This window comes from Aeromonas sp. D3 (assembly GCF_027705025.1).
Classification (GTDB): domain Bacteria; phylum Pseudomonadota; class Gammaproteobacteria; order Enterobacterales; family Aeromonadaceae; genus Aeromonas; species Aeromonas salmonicida.
In genome coordinates this window covers 91,136-110,145 of record NZ_JAPDBE010000005.1, presented here as the reverse complement: position 1 = coordinate 110,145, position 19,010 = coordinate 91,136, and the positions used below count along the sequence as shown (strand labels likewise).

Annotated in this window: 23 protein-coding genes; 22 read left to right on the top strand and 1 reads right to left on the bottom strand. The window is 55.3% G+C overall.

Going from position 1 to position 19,010, the window contains the following annotated elements:
• Positions 1-7 precede the first annotated feature (7 nt).
• On the top strand, positions 8-577 hold the full coding sequence (locus OKC28_RS22970) for a lecithin retinol acyltransferase family protein (RefSeq protein WP_106552070.1): 570 nt from the start codon (positions 8-10) through the stop codon (positions 575-577).
• Here the strand turns inward: OKC28_RS22970 and OKC28_RS05295 are convergent.
• Positions 566-910: a helix-turn-helix domain-containing protein gene (locus OKC28_RS05295; RefSeq protein ID WP_216955735.1), complete on the bottom strand. Its 345-nt coding sequence runs from the start codon at positions 908-910 to the stop codon at positions 566-568. The two genes, OKC28_RS22970 and OKC28_RS05295, sit on opposite strands and share 12 nt — an antisense overlap.
• A gap of 147 nt (positions 911-1,057) precedes the next feature.
• On the opposite strand from OKC28_RS05295, the gene OKC28_RS05290 reads away from it, so the two are divergent.
• The 21 genes from OKC28_RS05290 (at position 1,058) to OKC28_RS05190 (ending at position 19,008) form a co-directional block, all read left to right on the top strand.
• Positions 1,058-1,849 (top strand): hypothetical protein, encoded by a 792-nt coding sequence (locus tag OKC28_RS05290; RefSeq protein WP_270687955.1) that lies wholly within the window; start codon positions 1,058-1,060, stop codon positions 1,847-1,849.
• Between the two features lie 70 nt (positions 1,850-1,919).
• The gene (locus OKC28_RS05285; RefSeq protein ID WP_111875158.1) at positions 1,920-2,390 is read left to right on the top strand and encodes a hypothetical protein; all 471 of its coding nucleotides are present in this window, start codon (positions 1,920-1,922) and stop codon (positions 2,388-2,390) included.
• Positions 2,391-2,464: 74 nt separating this feature from the next.
• Positions 2,465-2,680, top strand: a complete 216-nt coding sequence (locus OKC28_RS05280) for a hypothetical protein (RefSeq protein ID WP_270687953.1) — start codon at positions 2,465-2,467, stop codon at positions 2,678-2,680.
• A 102-nt stretch (positions 2,681-2,782) separates the two neighbouring features.
• Positions 2,783-3,172 carry a hypothetical protein gene (locus OKC28_RS05275; protein WP_270687951.1) on the top strand — a complete coding sequence of 130 codons (390 nt, stop codon included), beginning with the start codon at positions 2,783-2,785 and terminating at the stop codon, positions 3,170-3,172.
• A 524-nt stretch (positions 3,173-3,696) separates the two neighbouring features.
• Positions 3,697-4,122 (top strand): DUF2787 domain-containing protein, encoded by a 426-nt coding sequence (locus OKC28_RS05270; RefSeq protein ID WP_270687949.1) that lies wholly within the window; start codon positions 3,697-3,699, stop codon positions 4,120-4,122.
• 10 nt (positions 4,123-4,132) lie between these two features.
• Positions 4,133-4,561: a hypothetical protein gene (locus OKC28_RS05265; protein ID WP_111875161.1), complete on the top strand. Its 429-nt coding sequence runs from the start codon at positions 4,133-4,135 to the stop codon at positions 4,559-4,561.
• A complete protein-coding gene (locus OKC28_RS05260) occupies positions 4,536-4,838 on the top strand; it encodes a hypothetical protein (RefSeq protein ID WP_111875162.1) in 303 nt (100 codons plus the stop codon). Before OKC28_RS05265 ends, OKC28_RS05260 begins: the two co-directional genes overlap by 26 nt.
• 90 nt (positions 4,839-4,928) lie before the next feature.
• Positions 4,929-5,426: a RadC family protein gene (gene radC, locus OKC28_RS05255; protein WP_270687946.1), complete on the top strand. Its 498-nt coding sequence runs from the start codon at positions 4,929-4,931 to the stop codon at positions 5,424-5,426.
• Positions 5,423-5,614, top strand: a complete 192-nt coding sequence (locus OKC28_RS05250; protein WP_270687944.1) for a hypothetical protein — start codon at positions 5,423-5,425, stop codon at positions 5,612-5,614. The genes radC and OKC28_RS05250 overlap by 4 nt, the downstream gene beginning before the upstream one ends.
• A gap of 102 nt (positions 5,615-5,716) precedes the next feature.
• On the top strand, positions 5,717-6,226 hold the full coding sequence (locus tag OKC28_RS05245; protein ID WP_256684714.1) for a hypothetical protein: 510 nt from the start codon (positions 5,717-5,719) through the stop codon (positions 6,224-6,226).
• Positions 6,223-6,441 (top strand): hypothetical protein, encoded by a 219-nt coding sequence (locus OKC28_RS05240; RefSeq protein WP_256684712.1) that lies wholly within the window; start codon positions 6,223-6,225, stop codon positions 6,439-6,441. Before OKC28_RS05245 ends, OKC28_RS05240 begins: the two co-directional genes overlap by 4 nt.
• Entirely contained in the window at positions 6,434-6,796 is a 363-nt protein-coding gene (locus tag OKC28_RS05235; protein ID WP_125602574.1) for a hypothetical protein, read from the top strand. The genes OKC28_RS05240 and OKC28_RS05235 overlap by 8 nt, the downstream gene beginning before the upstream one ends.
• Positions 6,797-6,876: 80 nt before the next feature.
• Positions 6,877-7,419, top strand: a complete 543-nt coding sequence (locus OKC28_RS05230) for a hypothetical protein (protein ID WP_171269241.1) — start codon at positions 6,877-6,879, stop codon at positions 7,417-7,419.
• A gap of 1 nt (position 7,420) precedes the next feature.
• The gene (locus OKC28_RS05225) at positions 7,421-7,768 is read left to right on the top strand and encodes a hypothetical protein (protein ID WP_042044633.1); all 348 of its coding nucleotides are present in this window, start codon (positions 7,421-7,423) and stop codon (positions 7,766-7,768) included.
• A gap of 229 nt (positions 7,769-7,997) precedes the next feature.
• On the top strand, positions 7,998-8,720 hold the full coding sequence (locus OKC28_RS05220; RefSeq protein ID WP_270687936.1) for a hypothetical protein: 723 nt from the start codon (positions 7,998-8,000) through the stop codon (positions 8,718-8,720).
• 77 nt (positions 8,721-8,797) lie between these two features.
• Entirely contained in the window at positions 8,798-9,289 is a 492-nt protein-coding gene (locus tag OKC28_RS05215) for a hypothetical protein (protein WP_042044635.1), read from the top strand.
• 101 nt (positions 9,290-9,390) lie between these two features.
• Positions 9,391-10,548 (top strand): hypothetical protein, encoded by a 1,158-nt coding sequence (locus tag OKC28_RS05210; protein ID WP_042044636.1) that lies wholly within the window; start codon positions 9,391-9,393, stop codon positions 10,546-10,548.
• Between the two features lie 65 nt (positions 10,549-10,613).
• Entirely contained in the window at positions 10,614-12,092 is a 1,479-nt protein-coding gene (locus tag OKC28_RS05205; protein WP_171269243.1) for an SrfA family protein, read from the top strand.
• A gap of 18 nt (positions 12,093-12,110) precedes the next feature.
• Positions 12,111-15,179: a virulence factor SrfB gene (locus OKC28_RS05200; protein ID WP_042044637.1), complete on the top strand. Its 3,069-nt coding sequence runs from the start codon at positions 12,111-12,113 to the stop codon at positions 15,177-15,179.
• On the top strand, positions 15,176-17,863 hold the full coding sequence (locus OKC28_RS05195) for a putative virulence factor (protein ID WP_199428685.1): 2,688 nt from the start codon (positions 15,176-15,178) through the stop codon (positions 17,861-17,863). The genes OKC28_RS05200 and OKC28_RS05195 overlap by 4 nt, the downstream gene beginning before the upstream one ends.
• 5 nt (positions 17,864-17,868) lie before the next feature.
• Entirely contained in the window at positions 17,869-19,008 is a 1,140-nt protein-coding gene (locus OKC28_RS05190; protein WP_042044640.1) for a hypothetical protein, read from the top strand.
• Positions 19,009-19,010: the final 2 nt, after the last annotated feature.

Here is a 19,010-nt window from a genome sequence, read left to right as displayed (position 1 = left end):
GAACAGCATGTCTTCATTGAACTATGGCGACCACCTTATCTCCCCACGCATCGGGTATGAGCACCACGGGATCTACGCCGGTGACGATTGGGTGATCCACTACCAGGGCCCGTTTTCTGGTCATGACTCGTGTCAGGTTGTCATGTCTACGTTAGGGGCGTTTTGCCAGGAGAAGGACTTTATTATCAGGACCCATCCTCAGCGACTGAGCCCGGATCACAGTGTCAACCGAGCGCACAGCCGTCTGGGCGAACGTAGTTATAACCTGCTGTTCAACAACTGTGAGCACTTCGTGATGTGGTGTATCAAAGACTTGCACCACTCACCCCAGGTCACTGAGGCAGCAGCCACTTTGCTGGCGGCTCAAGTCGCGCGTTCTTCACTGGGACACCTGACCTCAGTGGCAACCGCAGGGGTAACAGGGGCCTCCCTGAGCTCATCCGTAGCATGTGGTGCCACCACGGCGGCACTGACATCCTTGGTAGGGGTGTCCACTGCGCCAGCGTGGGCGCCGTTGGCTGTCGGTGCTGCTGCAGCCTACGGCGCCCACAAGCTGTGGAACTGGTTAACGGATTAGACGGCTCATCAGGGCCGTCATGGTATCAGTGACCCATTGACGATCATCGTCGGTGAGTTGCTCGAGTTGGTGAGCTAATCTGACGGCTTGCTCAAGGGGCCGCGAACTGGTTTCACGGAGCAAGTCCGTCAGCTCACATCCAAATATCTGTGCCAACTCAGCTAGTCGAACGATAGTGGGAACCACAATCCCCCGCTCCATGCGCGATACCGCTTCCATCCCAATCTGCAGTCGTTCCGCGACTTCCTCTTGGGTCATTCCCTGTTGTTGACGTTGATAAGCAATAGCTCTGCCCACTGCTTTGGCTAACGCGTCCTGATTGATATCCATCACACCTCCAGATTCAACTTTTAAAGTTGACACCCGGACTTGTTGACATGAAGGACTCAAAACGATGAGGATCGCCCTTAATGGTTGATTTTGGTTGAGGCTGGACCGAATGGGTCGAATTACATCAAGACATTTTAGAAGGAAACAAACATGAAAAAATCCATGCTATTGCTAGTAATGCTGGCAGCCACTCAGCAAGCACATGCCCTCAGTGAGTCAGCCGCTGATGCCCCAGGCTGGAAGCAGTTTGGTAACGCAGCTGAGGGATTCAGCTACGGTGTCTATAACCGGGCGGATTCATTCACCATTCATTGTCACCCTAACAAACCCGCCACCATCAATGTGGACATCATGAGTGTCGGAAAATACGGCTCTCAGGACTATCAAAGTGATTTCGTTTTTGAAGTGGATGGCAAGATCTTCATTGGCCACCGGGTTCTTCAAGACAAGAAAAGTTTTGAGGAACTCTGGACCGCACTGAGAAATGCGAAAGAACTAGGCGTATATCAACGCGAAAAAGGCAGCCGCAAATTTTCGTTCCCAACAGCGAACATTGCAAACACGCTACCGGCGCTGGGCTCGCCAGGCTTTCCTTGCCAATCACAAGAGACCTATGACGCCGCCGTCCTCGACGAAGACCTGGCTAACATCGAACCGCTGAAGGAGGGCGATGTACAGTTGAGAAAACGCGGTAATCCCTATTACGGCAAGACGACTTGGAACAAGTACCTGCTCGATATCACCAGCCGCAGTAACCGGATGGTGATCACCGACCTCAAGATCAACCGAGGCAGTTGCACGATCGATCCGAAAGCCAAGTTGCCCTTTCGAATGGGCTTTGGCGGCAAGATAACCTTGTCGATGCAGCCCGCCGACTGCAATCCCCTTGAAGTCACGGTGACCACCCTGGGGGGTGAGCAAACCCTCTCATTTGACCAGTAACGGTGGGCTGTGATGCCTACCTCCTCCTAGCAATCAATATATCCATGCCAATGAAACATAAGGAAATAACATGTCTACCATTAATGAATTGAAAGATAAGTTGGATACTAAAACACTAAACTTTGCGTTGTTGGGATTGGTGACCGGCAGCATCTATAACATTCTGTGGATGAATAAAGCGACGCAAATCATCGCTGAGTCGACCAAGACCAAGTTGGTAGATAACACTTACATTATTTGGGTCAGCGTATGCCTTGGCATGAGTTACCTGTTGTCTGGAACTGGTGACGAAATAGTGAGCATACTGTCTGGCATTCTCACTATTGCCAGCATGGTGCTGCATGTCGTGTGGGCATTTAAAGCCAGAGCTGCACTGACGTCCTATGCACTAAACGAGCATCGCATTGATCTCAAGATGAATGCTTTTTACACCATCATTTTCCATGTCTTTTATATCAATTACTGCATCAATGACTTACCAGAGGCAGAGCGGAAGCAACGGATCCTGAGTGGCCAGACAAGCCCTGCTGTAGAACGTTGATCCACCCCCTCCCCATTGGCAGCCTGCTCGGCTGCCAATTTTTATTCTTATTCATGCCTCAGGATGACACATCAATGAACAAAGCATTATCGATGCTGCTGGCAACCACGGTGCTGTTTGGTTGCTCAGATGTTAAAGAAAAACAATTTATCGCGGGATGCCAATCCAGCGGCGCACCGACCCAAGTTTGCGAGTGCATTGCGAATGAGCTGGATGGGAATGTTGAACATCCTACAGAGCAAGAGGTCATTGATGCATCATTTGCGTGTCGTAAAACATTTTCAAAGTAACCAGGTGCGGTCTGAGCCAATAGCAATTGTCCTGCCATCAATCACAGGGGCATAAACGCTGTATGCAACAGCGATCCGCATTAAAGTACAAAGGATTTCATCATGAAAACAAAAGCCATGATATTGGCAGGCTGCTTCTCCTTGAGCGCTCATGTAACTGCTCAAGAACAGGGGATTTGGTACAGTTGGTCGGGGCCTGGTACGCAGGCCAATTATGCGATTGATGTCGATGGTGACACAGCGTTGACCATCGTCTGCAAAGATACCGAGCCTGTCTCGATGTTCGCGACCATCAAGGGCAAAGAGTATGGCTCCGGAGAGCAAGATTTTCGGCTGATGGTCGATGGCAGCGAATACCTCAAGCCTCCCTATCGGTTAGGGAGGGTGCGAATAAGCACCCTCCACAACGAAACTGAAAAAATTAGTTTATTAAATTCAAATACTTACAAAGGCGCATTTTTATGTTTGGTGACTTATTCGCACCTTCCTTAGCGCAATTTGACCAATTTTGGGACCTATTGCGTCAAGCCCAGACTCTCTATATCACCACATCACGTGGTTTGACGGAGATCCCGACAAAGGGGATTGAGGTCCTCCCTGCCTCAAACAGCCCAGACTTCAGCTGCTATACCCAACCGAACCGTGACGAAGCGAGTAGTCATCAACAGACTTCAGCGGGATATCTCACGGAGGAAGAGGCGAACAGGGTGATTCAGGCTGCCACGCAAGAGGGTGACATCGACCTGGATCGATTTGCCATCCCTGCGACGACTGCCGATATGTCACAAACGCAAATGGTCGCCAGGCATCTTTCCTCAACGGACGAGACGCAAGCATGGTATGAGCGTATGTGGCACTCGGTGACTGAGCGTCTGGAGCGTATTTACCACAAATTGCAACGCACAATGAGGACGGTAGCTCGCATTTTCACTGCATAGCCTGATTGACTACGCAGATCGCTAATCAGAGGGAGGCTAACGCCTCCCTCGATTTATTGGATTTGACAAGGAACACCTATGACTATTCCCTTTTTCCGGGACGGCTTTGCTCTGCCCGTTACCCAGGCTCTGCTCGTGTTACTCAATCAGGAGGTCGCCAATATCGGCCTCAATCTCGAGCGTCTGACCCAGCTCACCTTCAACTTTCGCTGCCCCACTTACAGCCCCGAACAAGGAGGGACTCACCCGGTCGAGATACGCCTGATACGCGGCCTTGATGGCTGGCTGTTCGATTACGTCACCGACTTCAGTTACCAGGGACTCGGCCAGGATGCCGAGCTCTGCAAGGAGCTCGATTTCAACTTCCTGGATGACGAACACTATCTGCAAGGATGGGGTCCGATGCAACGCGCCGAGGCCCATGAGTTATTCACCCTGTGGCAGACCAACTTTATTGCCTACTGTCGAATGGGGTGCTTCACCGTCACGGTCAGTGGGGATTAGGAGGTGTGTGATGACTAACGAACTGCCGCTCTCCCACTTCTCACGCCAGTGGCTGGGGCTGGTTGCTGCCAAGGCCAAACTACAGCCAACTCGCCAAGGCGAGCGCTGGTTGCTGCACCTGACACCGGATAGCCCACCAGCCCGCACAGTCACCTTACAAGTGCGCTGGTCTGGCGTGCAGTGGCAACTGCTCTCCCTCACCAATGCCGAGGACTGGCGCACGATGAGCCAGCCCGTGGATGAAATCTGTATTGACCCCACGCGCCGCTGTTTTTGGCGTAGCCAGGCGGGGCCCGTCCCGCTCTCTGAGCAGCCCCGTGTACTGGGCAGCTTTCTGAGCGACCTGCAGCGAGTCTGCATTCATCACGGCTATCGCGTGGAGAGTGATCCCTTCCCTCCAGAGGAGGCACACGATGCCCAGCCAAGCGATCGCCGTTGAGCTTGAGGCGATTAATCGAGATGGCGAGACGCAGGTTGTGCGTGACAGTGGCCTGACAGTTCAAGGCTACAGCGTCTACCTACGGACGGTAGAGACCAGTGGGCTGGCACTGGCTACCTGGGTAGCTGACTACGACACCATCGGCCCTGCCTATGAACTGGCAGAACGGCTGAGTGTGGAGCTCGCTATCCCGTTCAACGTACTGGCCCCCAAATCGCTAGTGCCAGTGAAGCGTGAACCCACCGCCAGAGCAGGAGCCATCACGACGGCCAACTGAACTCCCCTCATCTGAACCAACACCCCCTCTACATCTATTTGACCTCGGCACGCCTCGCGCTGCCGGGGTTTTCTTTTTCAGGAGACCACTATGCGTTACCACAAACTCAAAGCCGGGGAATGCCCCGGCACTTATGTCGTTACCGAACCGGTGACCGAACAAGACCTGCTGCGCATGGCTAACCAGATTGCCCGCAAGCGGCTGGCCAAGGGCGCCGTGATCACCTCGACCACTGAGGCCGCCGAGCGGCTGCAAACCCTGCTGCAGGACCGGGAGCATGAAGTGTTTGGGGCACTGTTCCTCGACTCCCAGCATCGCGTACTGGCTTTTGAGGAGCTGTTTCGGGGTACCCTGGACAGTGCCAGCATCTACCCACGGGAAGTGGTCAAGCGGGCCTTGCTACTTAACAGTGGGGCCATCATCGCGGTGCACAATCACCCCAGCGGTGACCCGGAGCCCAGTCAATCTGACCGGCTCTTCACCCAAGCCCTCAAAGAGGCACTGGCGCTGGTGGATGTCCGGTTGCTCGACCACCTTGTGGTCGGGGCTGAGGGCGTGGTGTCACTGGCAGAGCGAAACCTGCTATGAACCTTCCTCCAGGCAAAAACCACCTCACCGCCCTCGATATCCTCCTCGAATTGCGCTGTTGGCTGGCAGACAACGTCGAGATGCAGGCAGAGCCCGCCATCGTGGTTCACCTGCCTAACGGCTACCTGCTCACCCAGGCTGACTGCATCGAGGTCATTGATGTGCTGCTACATCAGCTGCGCGATTAGCCAATCCGGATCATCAGCGCTCGCTCCATGATCCGGATATCCCGACATCACCCAAAGGGCCACCTCACTGCTGGTGGCCTTTGCATTTCAAGGAGTCACCCTATGTCTGCTTTCATGATCGATCGCAAGGACTACCTTGCCTTTGCCGTGCAGTTACACCGCTTTTGCAATGCCCCCATGCCACCGCACTACACCCTTGAGTTGCTGCGCTCCCTCTGGTGGATACCGCCAGCGGATGTCACCAGCACCTGGGCGTGGCGGGTCGACCAGCTGGTACGGCTGATGATGCTCGCCAACCGGCGGGCAGTCTGGCATCGCTATCAGCTGGGGCGTCAGCAAGACCACAAGGAACCACACCAGCTCCGCTCGTCCAAACTGAGCCCGCTTAAACCTGCCCATCGTTATCACCAGGCACCACTTACCGATAGCGAGCTGGTGGCCCTGTACAAATTCACCTGTTGCGCTCTGTACCAATCGAGTGAATGGACCGGCAGCCCAGAGCAGGCACCGCGGCCTGTGAAGGTGATACAGCAGTTGCAGCAGGCCCTGGCGCAAGACGTGCTGACCCGGTTGTCACTGTGGGAGCAAGCCCCTTGGGGAGAGATGCGATGAATCTCTCCATCACCCTGACCATGACGAGCTCACCGCCAAGTTCAACTGCCCACATAGCCCAACGCATCGCCGATGACATGGCGCACCTGCATCACCGGCTGGGGGATGGGGTCAGCGATGAACTGGGGTTCAGTATCAGCTATCTGGTCGAACAATTTGCGCTGCTGGCAGCGGCTTACCGTTCACCAGCGGAAATGGAGAAACACCATGATTGAGTTCAATGACAGCTTTAGCCAAGCCGCCGTAGCGGAGGCCATGTGTGCTCATCCCGCGCTTGCCAAACTCATCAGCCAGCAGTTGATGCTACCGGGTTTTGCCTATGCCCACGATGTGGAGGGGCGGCGTATTGGCGGCCCGCTGGTTGCACCCAACCCGGTACTGCACAAAACAACGCTCTTTGTCAGTCCACGAGATATGCGTGAGCACCTGCCGCGTGAGATTAACTTCGCCCGTTTTCGCTGTGCCTGTAATGCAGCGGGTCAGCCGGTCGGCGAGTGGCAACGAGTGATTGTCGGGGCCTATGTCAACCACGGCAGTAATGACGCGCCGGATTGGAGTAGTCATACCTGAGCCACGGCCACCAGCACACACCCATGCTCCCATACAGCCCCTCACTCCGAGGGGCTGTATGCATTTTAAGGAACCCAACCATGCACGACCTGCGTGATTACAAGACTCTGTCTGCTCGACAGATAACCGCTGCTATCGGTCAGCTCAACCACAACACTGCGCCGAAGATAATGACCCACCTGGCATTGCGGGCCAGACAGCCACACCCGCTCGGTAATGGCCGTAGCAGAGCTAAGGCCCTCAAGCTACTGCGCCGGGTCAAAAAAGCCCACAAGACGGGCCGCATCCCACCTGAGCTCACCGTGACGGGCTGTCGCATCGACCGGGGGAGCCATCAGGCAGACCGCTACTACTACGACCGAACACTACTGGCCCAGGGCTGGCAGCAATACGACACCGAGGAGGACGCCTGGTACTACGGTATCTGGATTAACACAGAGAAGCTGGAGACCTTTACCTATGCCGAGGGGGATACCAGTCATGTGATTGCGCCGAACATCGAGGCGTTTCGTGCCGAGCTGGCGCGGCTCTACCAGTACCACCCGCAAGCACCGGCCTTTATCAGCATCGACCCGGAAGCAGGTGTTGTGACCCACCACTTTGAACGCAAGCCGGAGGTGTGAGATGGCCAAACACATCACCATCAAGGTGCCCGGCAAACATCCACAAACCGGGGAACTCACAACCTTCGAACTCAAAGGCCAGCGCATGGATATCGACATCGGTGGGCAAGCGGTGCCCTTCCTGATTCACGGGAGGGGTATCGGCACCTCGCTCACCCACATCCCGAGTGGCTACCGCATTGCCCTGCTCGGCGGCTGGCTCACCGCTCGTTACGCAATTCCTGAAAATAAGCCCAGCAGAACAGCCTGTGCCCAGATAGCGATGGACCGGCTGGTGGCTCAATACGGCTCGCAGTACCTGCTCAATGGCAAACTGGTTATCAATGAGACAGCTGACTGCGCTCGTTGACGAAAGAGGTCAATGCACACGATGCAACACCGCTTAAGTGACAGATTAGGTCGTATTTAGATAGAAAATTGATCATTCTCAAGTTTTTTGTTTGTCAAAGCTGAATCAAGGTGTGTTGAAAAGTGCGCCGCTGTAGTATAGAGAGCCTATAGGGTCTGGTGCCAAACGGAGTTATTACTGCTGGTTAGAGGCATAGATTCATTTTTTACAACGTTCGGGGTTTTTGAAGATGAAAATTACTGCTAGACGCACAGCTATTTGTTTAATTGTTTCCGCCAGCCTTATTCTCTCTGGCTGTGCTAGCACTGGGAGCTCGATGACAGGGAATCAACCGGCAACAGATTCAAGACTCACTAATGGCCAAGAGGCTGAATTTTTTAGTGCATCTGGATTCCAGGCGTGTGCCGTTGCGGCAGGTATGGGTGTTGCAGCTTGCATGCTTTTGAAGTCAGAAGAAAAAACTCAGTGTGCAATAAAAGCGGGCATAGCTGCATGTGGTGTTGCGATGGGGGCTAACTACTATCTTGATAGTCGTCGCGCCGAGTATGCCAATACCACCGATCGTTTGCAGGCAATGAACAACGATATTCAAAAAGATACCGAGGTCGTGGTTGCTCGCACCAATACTGCAAAGCAGGTAATTGCTGACAATAGTAAAACCTTGACCCAAATTGCTAAAGATAAAGACCAAGCGGGTTTTGACAAGGCGGTAGCACAGCGCCAGCTCGGCAAAGTCGATGCAGATCTGGCTCAACTCAACAAAGAGTTGACCAATATGCGTAAGAAGGCGGCCGAGTACCAGCAAGTTGCCAAAAGTGAGCAGAGTGAGGCAACAGAGGCAGAGTTGGCGATGGTCAATACCAAAGTGCTTGAGCTGAACAAACAGATTGCAGTATTGGAACAAGAGGTCAATGGCCTTTATGACCAGCGCAGCGCCATCACTGTTGGTTGATTATCAACCACTGCATCATTACCGTTAAGGAAATCGTCAATATCTCGGGTTTACCGGGGTATTGACAGGAAAACGTCATGAAATTTAGAGCCGTCTATCTGAGTAGCTTGCTGGTATTAACTGGTTGTGCCACCACCCCTGCGGATTGCGATCCTGCCAACCGCAGCGCTAGTCTACTCACCAAAATGAGTTGTGATTCCTCTGGAGGATATCGCCAAAAGGTCAACGACCAAGAGCAACAGCTGCAACGAAATCAGGAACTCAATGCACTGTCGCATCAGATCTTGACCGACATGGAAAACCGCAAGCAGCGTTCAAACACGACTCTGGCACAAGAGCAAGCGGATCAGCAGGCACTGAAAGCCTCATTGAGCCAATTGGTGTCCCAACTGAAACTTAAAGTGAGCAACCAAGCCGGTTTACAGCAGCAGATCACCGAGCTGGAGCAGGCCGAACAGCAGTTCACCCCCTCCTCAAATGATAATGCCGCTCAAGTTGCAGCGAGACAAAAAGAAGCCGCAATCCTCGAAGCCAAGGTTAAAGAACTGAATCAGAGCCTGGGTTACTAGACCTGAAATATTCGACCTGGGTTACTGGATTAATCAGGCTTAGCGGACGAGTGATTGCTAGCCAGCACTCTCTAGCCGCCTCTTGGAAGTGAAGTCTCTTTATGCAGCGAATAATATCGGGTACTCCGATTGACGAACAAACGCTCGAAAATTATGAGCAGAGCCTTGCTGTGCTCTGTCGTCATTTTCCTCCCCTCATTACCAGCCTGTTTGCGACGGCGCGTCGTAGCTTTGATGGTAATCTGGAATGGTGGAGCGAGCGTGAAGGGCAACCCATACCGCTGAGTGCACTCCCTGCTACCGAACAAGCCTTGCTGCAGGAGAAATGTCAGCTTCGCCAAGAGGCGATCCGTCAACTGGCAGAAGAGCTGGCTCGCCGTGGTGAGCCAGCTCTTGCCGAGCGACTGCATACCTTACTTAAGCAGACGCCACAACTGTCATGCTACGGCATCAATGGCGAGCCGGTGCTGGTTCACTGGGGGATCCCGCCGCAGCCCGCTGAGCCAATGCGGCTAGAGGAGCCAATACGGTTAGCAGAACCCACCCCGAGGCTTAGCAAGGGGCGCTGGATTACCGCCAGGCATCTTGGCTGTCTGGCGGCGATGTTGTTGGCACTGCTACTCGGGATCCTGCTGCTGCGCTGTTGGCCCGCATTATTCCCATCGGATCTCCCATCTGGCAGTGAGCTGCTGACCGAGCTGACCAAAGAACAGCCCAGCGTCAGCCTAGCCAAACAACATGATTTTGGCCGTATTCGGGTCAACCTCAATTGGACCAATCCTAGCGCAGACAGCGCTATTGATCTGGATGTCGCGGCCTTAGTGCGACTGAAAAATCAGAAAAAAACCGGGGTTGAAGCGCTCAGTCGTTTGTTTGGTGATTATAACAATGCGCCTTATGTGGCGCTGGAAGGGGATGATCGCAGTGGGGACAACAGTCATGGGGAGTGGCTATTTATTAACGGCACTCATTGGCAGCAGATCGATGAGGTACTGATTTATGCCTTCATCTATAGCGGTGCTTCTAATTGGCAAAGTACTCATGCCACCATCACTATCCACATTCCCGATCAGCCATCCATTACGACTCGTTTGACCGAAGGGGGTGATGATAGACCCGTTGGTGTCATCGCCCGGCTAATCAATGTGGATGGCACCATCAAAGTTGAACGGATAAACCAGTATTTCGACGATCGAGAGAGCATCGATCAGGCGTTCGGATGGGGTCTTGAGTGGCACCCAACCAAGGGTAAACGCTGACCTAGCCTGCTGCAACGCAGACTAGATCTCGCAACAGCATAATTAGACTTTTCGAGGGTTTACAGATGCAGGGTTCCATTCAGGGTCCATTACTGCGCAGTGGTCATAATTCCGCGTTTAAGGCGCTCGGTGAGACCGGATTCCCTGTCTACCGCATGGCCTCCCAATTACGGGAGACCATTCGCCGCTTGGATACGGGCCACAATCTTGCGCGCCATTTGGCAATCCCGCAAAACGATCAGGGGGGAGATAGAACTGACTGGTACAGCAGCTTTGCGGGAGATGTGATCCCTTGGAACAGTGCCACGGAGTCTGAGCGAGCAGCGGCTTACTCGCAGTTTGAATCCTTCACGCTGGCGGTGTTGGCACTTAGCGAGCGGCTACTTACCACTGATGACAAGCACAGTGGTGGCGACAAACGGGTCTTCGCGAGTTTACTCAAACAGGTGGTCAATTTTCCGGATCAGGATTTTGTTTATCTGGTGGATGGGGTGTTAGTGATCACGTTTTGGGGATTTGTGCACGATAACGGCGAACAGCGCGACCCAATGCACTGGCTAAGGCCCGTTAGCTCGAGCTCGGTCATGCCGGGAGCGGCCGTTAGTCCCCCCGTCCCTGCGCTTGAGATTGTGCCTGCCACAGGCTCGGCGCAGACGATTCCCGTGTATGTCCAGCCGGTAACACCGACTATTCAGACAGAAGGCTGGTGGTGTCGCTGGCGCTGGCGTTGGTTGCTCTGGCCGCTGTTGTTGCTGGCACTGTTGGCGTTGTTGCTATTTGGTCTACGAGCTTGTGCCCCCAGCATCTCGCTGCCAGGCGTATCATCGACGGGCTTGCCGATACTCGGGGATAGTACGGTAACGGTTCCATCATCAGGGTACTCGCTGCCTGCGCTGCATAGTGCTGGTGGGAGCGCTGATATGGCAGCTGCGGTGCCTGGCCGGGCATCAGAGCAGGATAAATCTGCGGCTAGCGCCGCTTTAGCGTCAGGTGATCCGCTCACGCCGCCTTCTGCCGCTTTGGCTAACAGTGAGGCATCCGCGCCATCCAATCCCCCGAAAACACCGATGCCAGTCGCGCCAGCCGCTAACCTCACGCCGCCAGCGAGTCCGCCCACCGCTGGCGAAGTGACGAGTAAAAGAGCCCCGCACGAGTTGGCTCCTCAAGATAAGGCGCTGGCGATACCGCCGACCATTGCCAATGGGCCAGCTCAGTTTTTAGACGGTGATTGGAAAGTCAACGGGGGTATTCAGGACACCCAGACCGGTAAGCCCTTGCAACTGCAATACAGCTTCAAAGATGGTAAAGGCCAAGTCAGCCTGCGTCAGTCCAATGGGGTTGTGTGTCAGGGGGCGGCAAACGGAGTGATGGCAGATGGCCAATTGAGTATTAACAATCAGGGGCCGGCTGAGTGCAGTGATGGATCCAGCTATATGATCCCCAAAATCGAATGCCAGCCGGGTACGGACAATGGTACCGACTGCGTGGGTAGCAATGACGGTGAGCAGCAGTTCCCCATCAAAATGCGCCAGAAAACTCCCTAAGGGCAGGAAGAGACAATCATGTTGCCAGAAATAAAACCATTTGATCGTCAGGTCACCCTGGTGGGTGATTCAGGGATCCAGTTTATGGATTTCGGTCTGACACTGGGTCGCGAACAGGCTGGCGAATTTGTGGAGCTGGCCAGCGGCGTGCTCACTCGTCTGCTGTACAACGAAGAGAAGGATTTCCATTTTTTCCAGCCAGGGCCCGACGCCATCGAAAAAGCACGCGCCAAGTACGATATCGCACTCAAGAATAGCCTCGAGTTGCTGGACGGGATCTGGCTGCCGCTACCGCTGTTCCGGTTTAATCCTCCCCACGTCTACAACGAGGGGCCGATCAACTGGTCACGTTTTCGACTGGTGAAACTGCAAGAACCGGATCTGGATGGCCATACCCATCGCCTGACCCTGGTTTTTGATACCCGGATCATGGCCAAGTTACACGGTGCCGCCGATCTGGGACCAAATCAGGAAGATGTCAGTGCGGGAGCCACGTTCCAGATAGCCACCTCGACCTATGCCCTTGGTTGGTATCTGACCCAGCCTTGGCTAAAGGAGTGGCTACTTGAGGTCTTTAATGATGCGAGCAAGGGGCGCGATAGAGAGGAGCGGGAGAGCGAGATACAGCAACAATACCCGGTTGCGCATTACCTTAATCTGCTCTCCTTGCTGGCCAAGCCGGTCGCCGATCAGCAAAGCAAGGAGCCGCCACGGGTCGAGATCCCACAATTCCGCATCATCGCTAACGGCGAAACCAATGCCATCAAACCGATCCCGGTAGATCTAGTGCTCGATGTGGGTAACTCTCGTACTTGCGGCATTTTGATTGAGGATCACGGTCAGTCCGGATCCGGCCTGATGCACAACTATGTGCTGCAACTGCGGGATCTGAATGCCCCCGAGCAGGTTTACAGCCAGCCCTTCGAGAGTCGCATCGAATTTTCACAGGCCTTCTTTGGCAAGGATCACTGCTCGGTACGCAGTGGCCGCCATGATGCGTTCCAATGGCCGACAATCGCTAGGATCGGCAACGAAGCTGGCCGATTGGCCAGCCGCCGTCGCGGCAGTGAAGGCTCTACTGGCCTGTCCAGTCCGAAGCGCTACTTGTGGGATGAGAAGTTCTATGGTCAGGGTTGGCGCTTCAACACGGCCTACCAGCAACACGATACCCATCCGCTGGCAACGGCAGCCCCGTTTGCGAATCTTATCAATGAAAAAGGGGAAGCGTTGCACACCATAGAGGATGAGATGGATCGCATCCCGGTGTTTACGCCGCGCTACTCACGCAGTGCCCTGATGACCTTTATGCTCGCAGAGGTACTGACCCAGACGCTGACCCAAATCAACAGCCCGGCCCAGCGCACTCGCCAGGGTCATGCCGGTATCCCGCGTCAGTTGCGCAATATTATCCTCACCGTACCGCCCGGCATGCCGATGGCAGAGCGCTGCATTCTTGATGAACGGATGCACCAGGCCGTGGGGCTGGTGTGGAAGGCGCTGCGCTGGCATCAGGGGGAACAAGACCCTTACCGTTGTCAGGAAGAGGGGAATGTGCAGGATAACATCCAGGTGCCACTGCCCCGCGTCCGGGTGGAGTGGGACGAGGCCTCCTGTGCCCAACTGGTCTACCTCTATACCGAGATCAACCAAAACTTTGCCGGTCATCCGGAGGAGTTTTTTGCCGCGCTGGGCCGTCCCGACAGAAAGAACCGTGAAAGCATCACCCTTGCATCCATCGATATTGGTGGCGGCACCACGGATCTGGTGATCACCGATTATGCCCTCGATCGCAGCGGGCAACATGGGGCAGGCGTGAATGCCCATATCGTTCCGCAGCAGCGCTTTCGCGACAGTTTCAAAATTGCGGGGGACGATATACTGCTCGATGTGATCCAATTGTTGGTGCTACCTGCGTTGGAGGCCGCGCTAAAGCAGACCGGCGTTGCATCAGTGGACACCCTATTGTCTCAGCTCTGTGGTGCCAACAACGTCAGTGCTGCGGAAGCGGTGCTGCGCCAGCAACTCAACTTGCAGGTATTTGTCCCGATTGCCCTTAATCTGTTGGGTCGCTATGAGCAGTACGATCCGCAGGGGCCTAGTGCGAAAGTGAACGAGAACCTGCGTTATGGCGACTTGCTGCCAGCCAATAATATCAGTGAGGCGGTCGAGGCGTTTGTGCGGCGGGAGGTACAAAAAGCGGGCGGTGGCAGTGATTTAAATTTGTGCGAGGTACCTATCACCTTCAATTTGGCGCAATTGCATCAGGCGCTGCTGTCTGGCCGTTTTAACATCTGTAAGGTATTAACCGCGCTGTGTGAGGTGATGGCCAATTACCATTGCGACATGTTGCTGTTAACCGGGCGACCCTCTTTGCTGCCGGGCATTCAGGCCTTTATTCGGATGTGTCTGCCACTGCCGCCGGGACGCATTTTACCGCTTCATGGTTACCATACCGGCAACTGGTATCCGTTCCACAAGAATGGCCAAATCGATGATCCGAAGAGTACCGCCTCGGTGGGGGCCATGATCACCTTATTGTGTGCCAACCACAGTATTCCTAACTTCCATTTCCGCACGGCGGCGCTCAAGCCTTACTCCACCATCCGCCATATGGGGATCATCGATCTGCAAAATATCATCCGAGATCATGATGTGACCTACCGTGACATTCAGTCATACGAGGGCCAGATCCGACTGCCTAGCAGCGGTAGTTCAGAGACTGATACCCCAGCTTGGATCATGCGTGGTGATTTGCGACTCGGGTATCGCCAACTCGATACCGAACGCTGGACTGCGGCCCCCCTCTATACCTTGCGTTTCAGTGACGAGGGACGGGCCAAATATACCCAGGCCAAGTCCACGGATGGCAGCTCGCCTTATCTCGAGGTAAAGCTGGCCATTGGCAAGGATAACCGGGCCAGGGCATTGGGACTTATCAGTGACAAGCTGGTGGTCAGCGAGGTGAGCAGCAACACCGACAAAACGTTCAATAAGCGGGATCTCGAACTGGAGCTCAACACCATGCCAGATGCCGGACTCATCGATAGCAGACACTGGCTAGATAGCGGGAGTGTAAAACAACAATGAAGCCTCAACAGGAGATCCTAAGCCAGGGCTGGGCAACCATCGAACGCAGCGCCCTAGATGCACTTGCCTGGGTCGATGCAGTACGCCATGACTCCCATCGTCTCGACAACGAGGCGGATAAGCTCAACCTCAGTCTGCACAGGGCCCGCAATCTGGCTAGCAGCCTCAAACGGGTGGCTGGCACACCCATGACGGTGGGGTTTTTCGGCATTTCCCAAGCCGGTAAATCCTATCTGATCTCAGCCTTGGCTGCGGGCTGCAATGGCGCGCTGGAGGGACGCTATGGGGAGCGTCCGGTTGACTTCATCAAGGAAGTTAACCCGGTGGGCGGCGGCAAAGAGGCCACCGGTCTGGTCACGCGGTTTACCCGTGCCAAGACCACAGCCCCGGCGAATTACCCGGTGCCCTTGCAGCTGTTTAGCGAAATAGACTTGGCCAAGATCCTGGCCAACACCTGGTTCAACGATTTCAACCACGAGCTGCTGAGCTATCAGCTCGATGAAGCGCGCATCGAGGCGCGGCTGCGACCGTTTGAGGATCGCCCCATCAACCCAGTGGCCAACAACGGTGTCAGCCGTGATGATGTGGTGGCACTGTGGGACTATCTGAACGGCAGTTTTAGAAAATCGGTGGAAAAGCTCGAGCATGGCTATTGGCCGCGGGTATTGCAGCTGGCACCCACCCTGACGCCCACCGAGCGGGCCGAGTTGTTCTCCCTGTTGTGGGGGGAGCAAGCTGAGCTGACCGAGACTTATCGCAGCCTAGCGACCAGCCTTGCCAGACTGGGGCATGCCAAGACGGTCTATGCCCCCCTTGATTGCCTGTTGAATCAAGGTAGCGGCAGCGTCAGTATCATGAACGTGGATAGCCTCAGCTTGTTGGGATCCGCCCAGGACAGGAACATCGAGATCTGTTGCCAGGGGGATGATGGCCGGCACACGCCCGCATCGATTGCCCAGGCCCAGCTGGCAGCCCTTACCACCGAACTGATCTTTCCAATGGTCGAGGGGTCAGAGGATAGCTTGGTGGAGCAGGTGGATCTGCTCGATTTCCCCGGCTACCGAGGTCGCCTTGCTATTAGCAAGCTGGAGGAGGCCACCAGCGCAGGCGGCAGCCCTATTTCTCAGCTTTTGCTGCGCGGCAAGGTGGCATATCTCTTCGAGCGTTATACGGATAACCAGGAGATGAATGCCTTGGTGGTCTGTGCCAGTGCCGCCAAGCAGAGTGACGTGACCAGTGTGGGCCCCGTGCTCACTCGCTGGGTAGAGAAGACCCAAGGCAAGAGCGCCAATGAGCGGAAGAGTCGCAAACCCGGCTTGTTTTGGGCGCTGACCATGTTCGACATGCGAATCAACAGCGGGCTCAACTTGACGCAGGCTCAGCTCAAGGAAGGGTGGGATGGCCTGATGCAGCAAACCCTGCTGGAGCGTTTTGGCCAATATGACTGGATCCAGGAGTGGGCGCCGGGTCAGGCATTTAATAACTGTTTCTTGGTGCGTAAACCCGGTATGCCGGTCCCTTTCTTGAGCATGGAAGGGGGGCGAGAAGTGGATGTTGCGCCTCAATACGCCGGCGTCCTGCAACAGATGGCTACCTCCTTCGTGACAGGAAAAGGCGTGGCACAGCATCTGGCCGATCCCAAGGCGGCGTGGGAGGCCATGCTTTCGCTTAACGATGGGGGTATGACCCGGCTTGGCTGCGAACTGAGGGGGGTGGCTCATCTTGAATTCAAGCTCGACCGGATCCAACAGCAGCTGCACGCCAAGCGCAAAGAGCTGGCGGAGCACCTGCTGGGTCGTTGGTATGAGCAAGATGGTGACGGCCAACTGGCGAAAAAGCGGGAGATAGGCAAGCTGCTCTGGACCGGGCTCGGGGCCCGCGTTAACTCCCTCGGTGAGCTGATTAGCCAGCTGGATCTGCCCGCAGCGGAGTTGAGCAATATCTACCTCAGTATTCGCGAGGATGCATCCAGAGAGACAGGGGCAGAACCGACTGCTATTTCGCCCTATGGCAGTAGCCCTGCCAGTCCATTTGGGCAGATGCCATTTGGCACGAGTCCTTTTGATAGCAGCCCCTTCGAGCCGGCTGATGTCGCCGTGGTGAGCACCGCCGCCAAGGCTGAAGCTCGGGTAGGCCAGGATGATGGCTTCGCCCGTGAGGCGTTCAAGGCGTGGGTCGCTCATTTGCGTGATTTGCCCACGCAGAAAACCCTGCTGGCTCAGCTTGGTATCGAGACCGAATTGATCGATTTGCTCACCGAAGAGCTGGTGACAGCGGCCAACCGTTTGGATCTGGAAGGTATGTTGAAACTAACCTTGGCCGGGCAGGAGCAGGCGGGCGTGCGGCGAGAACAACAGCTGGCACGGCAAGTGATGAAGGCTCAGTTCACCTTGCGTGATTTCGTGGCTTGGTTTGGTTTTTTGGGCATGCCACCAGAGAAGGTGCCAAACAGCTTTACGGGCGTTAAGGGCAAGCTGTTTGCCCGTGGCGCTGAAATAGGCCCGAACGAGTTGCCTTGCCTACCCCCTACCCCGCTCAGCCCTGCCATGGCGTATTTGGGGGACTGGCTCTCTTCCCTGGTACTGATCACGCAAGATAACGCAGGCCACAGTGCCACACGGGACATTTCTCACGATCAGAATCAGCGTCTGGGTCAGATCATCCATCAATTAAAACAAGAGTAAGCACCATGCTAGCCAAAATAATTGCTACCGACCCCGCTGTGCCAGGCGAAGCCCAACTACTGATCCGGCTACGGGGCGTCACCGATCTGGTGGAGAGTCTCGAATTTGCCCTGCTCAATAATCAGCAGAACTATTTACAAGAGGGGGACCAGTGGAGCCCGGCTCCCCATTGGTTCAGCATCAGCGGCGGTTATCCACTGCAAAGCGGTAGCGGTTTTCGCGTGGGTGCCGCGATAGTGGATCCCTTGCTGGTCAACCAGAGTCCGATCCAGCTCCACGTCAAGCTGGCCTCTGGCGAAGACCGTCATACCACCTTGCAAGTAGCGCGCGAGGCAGTGCTCCCTTCCAGTGCCCGAGGAGAGGTGGGTGAATATGGCGGCAGTAGTGTCATTAGCACGCCCGTGGTTGAAGCTCCTCAGGTACCAGAGCTAGCGCCTGTTGGGGTGCCGGTTGAAATTGAGCTGCCAGCCTTCAGTGCCGAACCCGAACCCGAACCCGAACCCGAGGTCGAAGCAGAACCAGAGCCCGTGCCGGTGGCTACGCCCTTACCAATGGCCTCTACGGCTGCGCCCAAATCCAAGACCCCACTGATCCTTGGTGGTGTCGTGCTGTTGCTGCTGCTCGGTGCTCTGATCTTCTGGTTTAGCCGCCCGGCAGATGCACCATCCGCCGCTGCGCCGGTAACCGATTCCATTGCTGACACGGCTGCCGAACCGGTGACCGATCCCACTGCTGAAACAGCTGCCGAACTGGTTGCTGCAGAGCCGGTGGTTAATGAGGCCAGCGGTGAGGCAACGGATGATGGTTGCAGTGCAACTAACTTGGCAACCAAGAGCGAATTAGCGTTTGTGCAGGCCTGTATCGCAGAGCAACCGCCAACCGATGCCTTATTGGCAGTGATCCAGAACGCCAAGTCCGCCCAGAAATGTGGGGTGGCGCAGCGCCTTTATGCCAACCGTGCGCAGGGGGGGGACAGCAAGGTGGCCCTGGCCTATGCCCGTGAATATGATCCCAAGTTCCACCAGTCGAACGACTGCTTCAAAGAAGCCGACAACGCCACTGCCGCTTACTGGTATGACACCGCACTTCAGGTTGAGCCCGATAATGCCGAGGCAAAACAGCGCTATGAGGAGTTAAGCAAGTGATG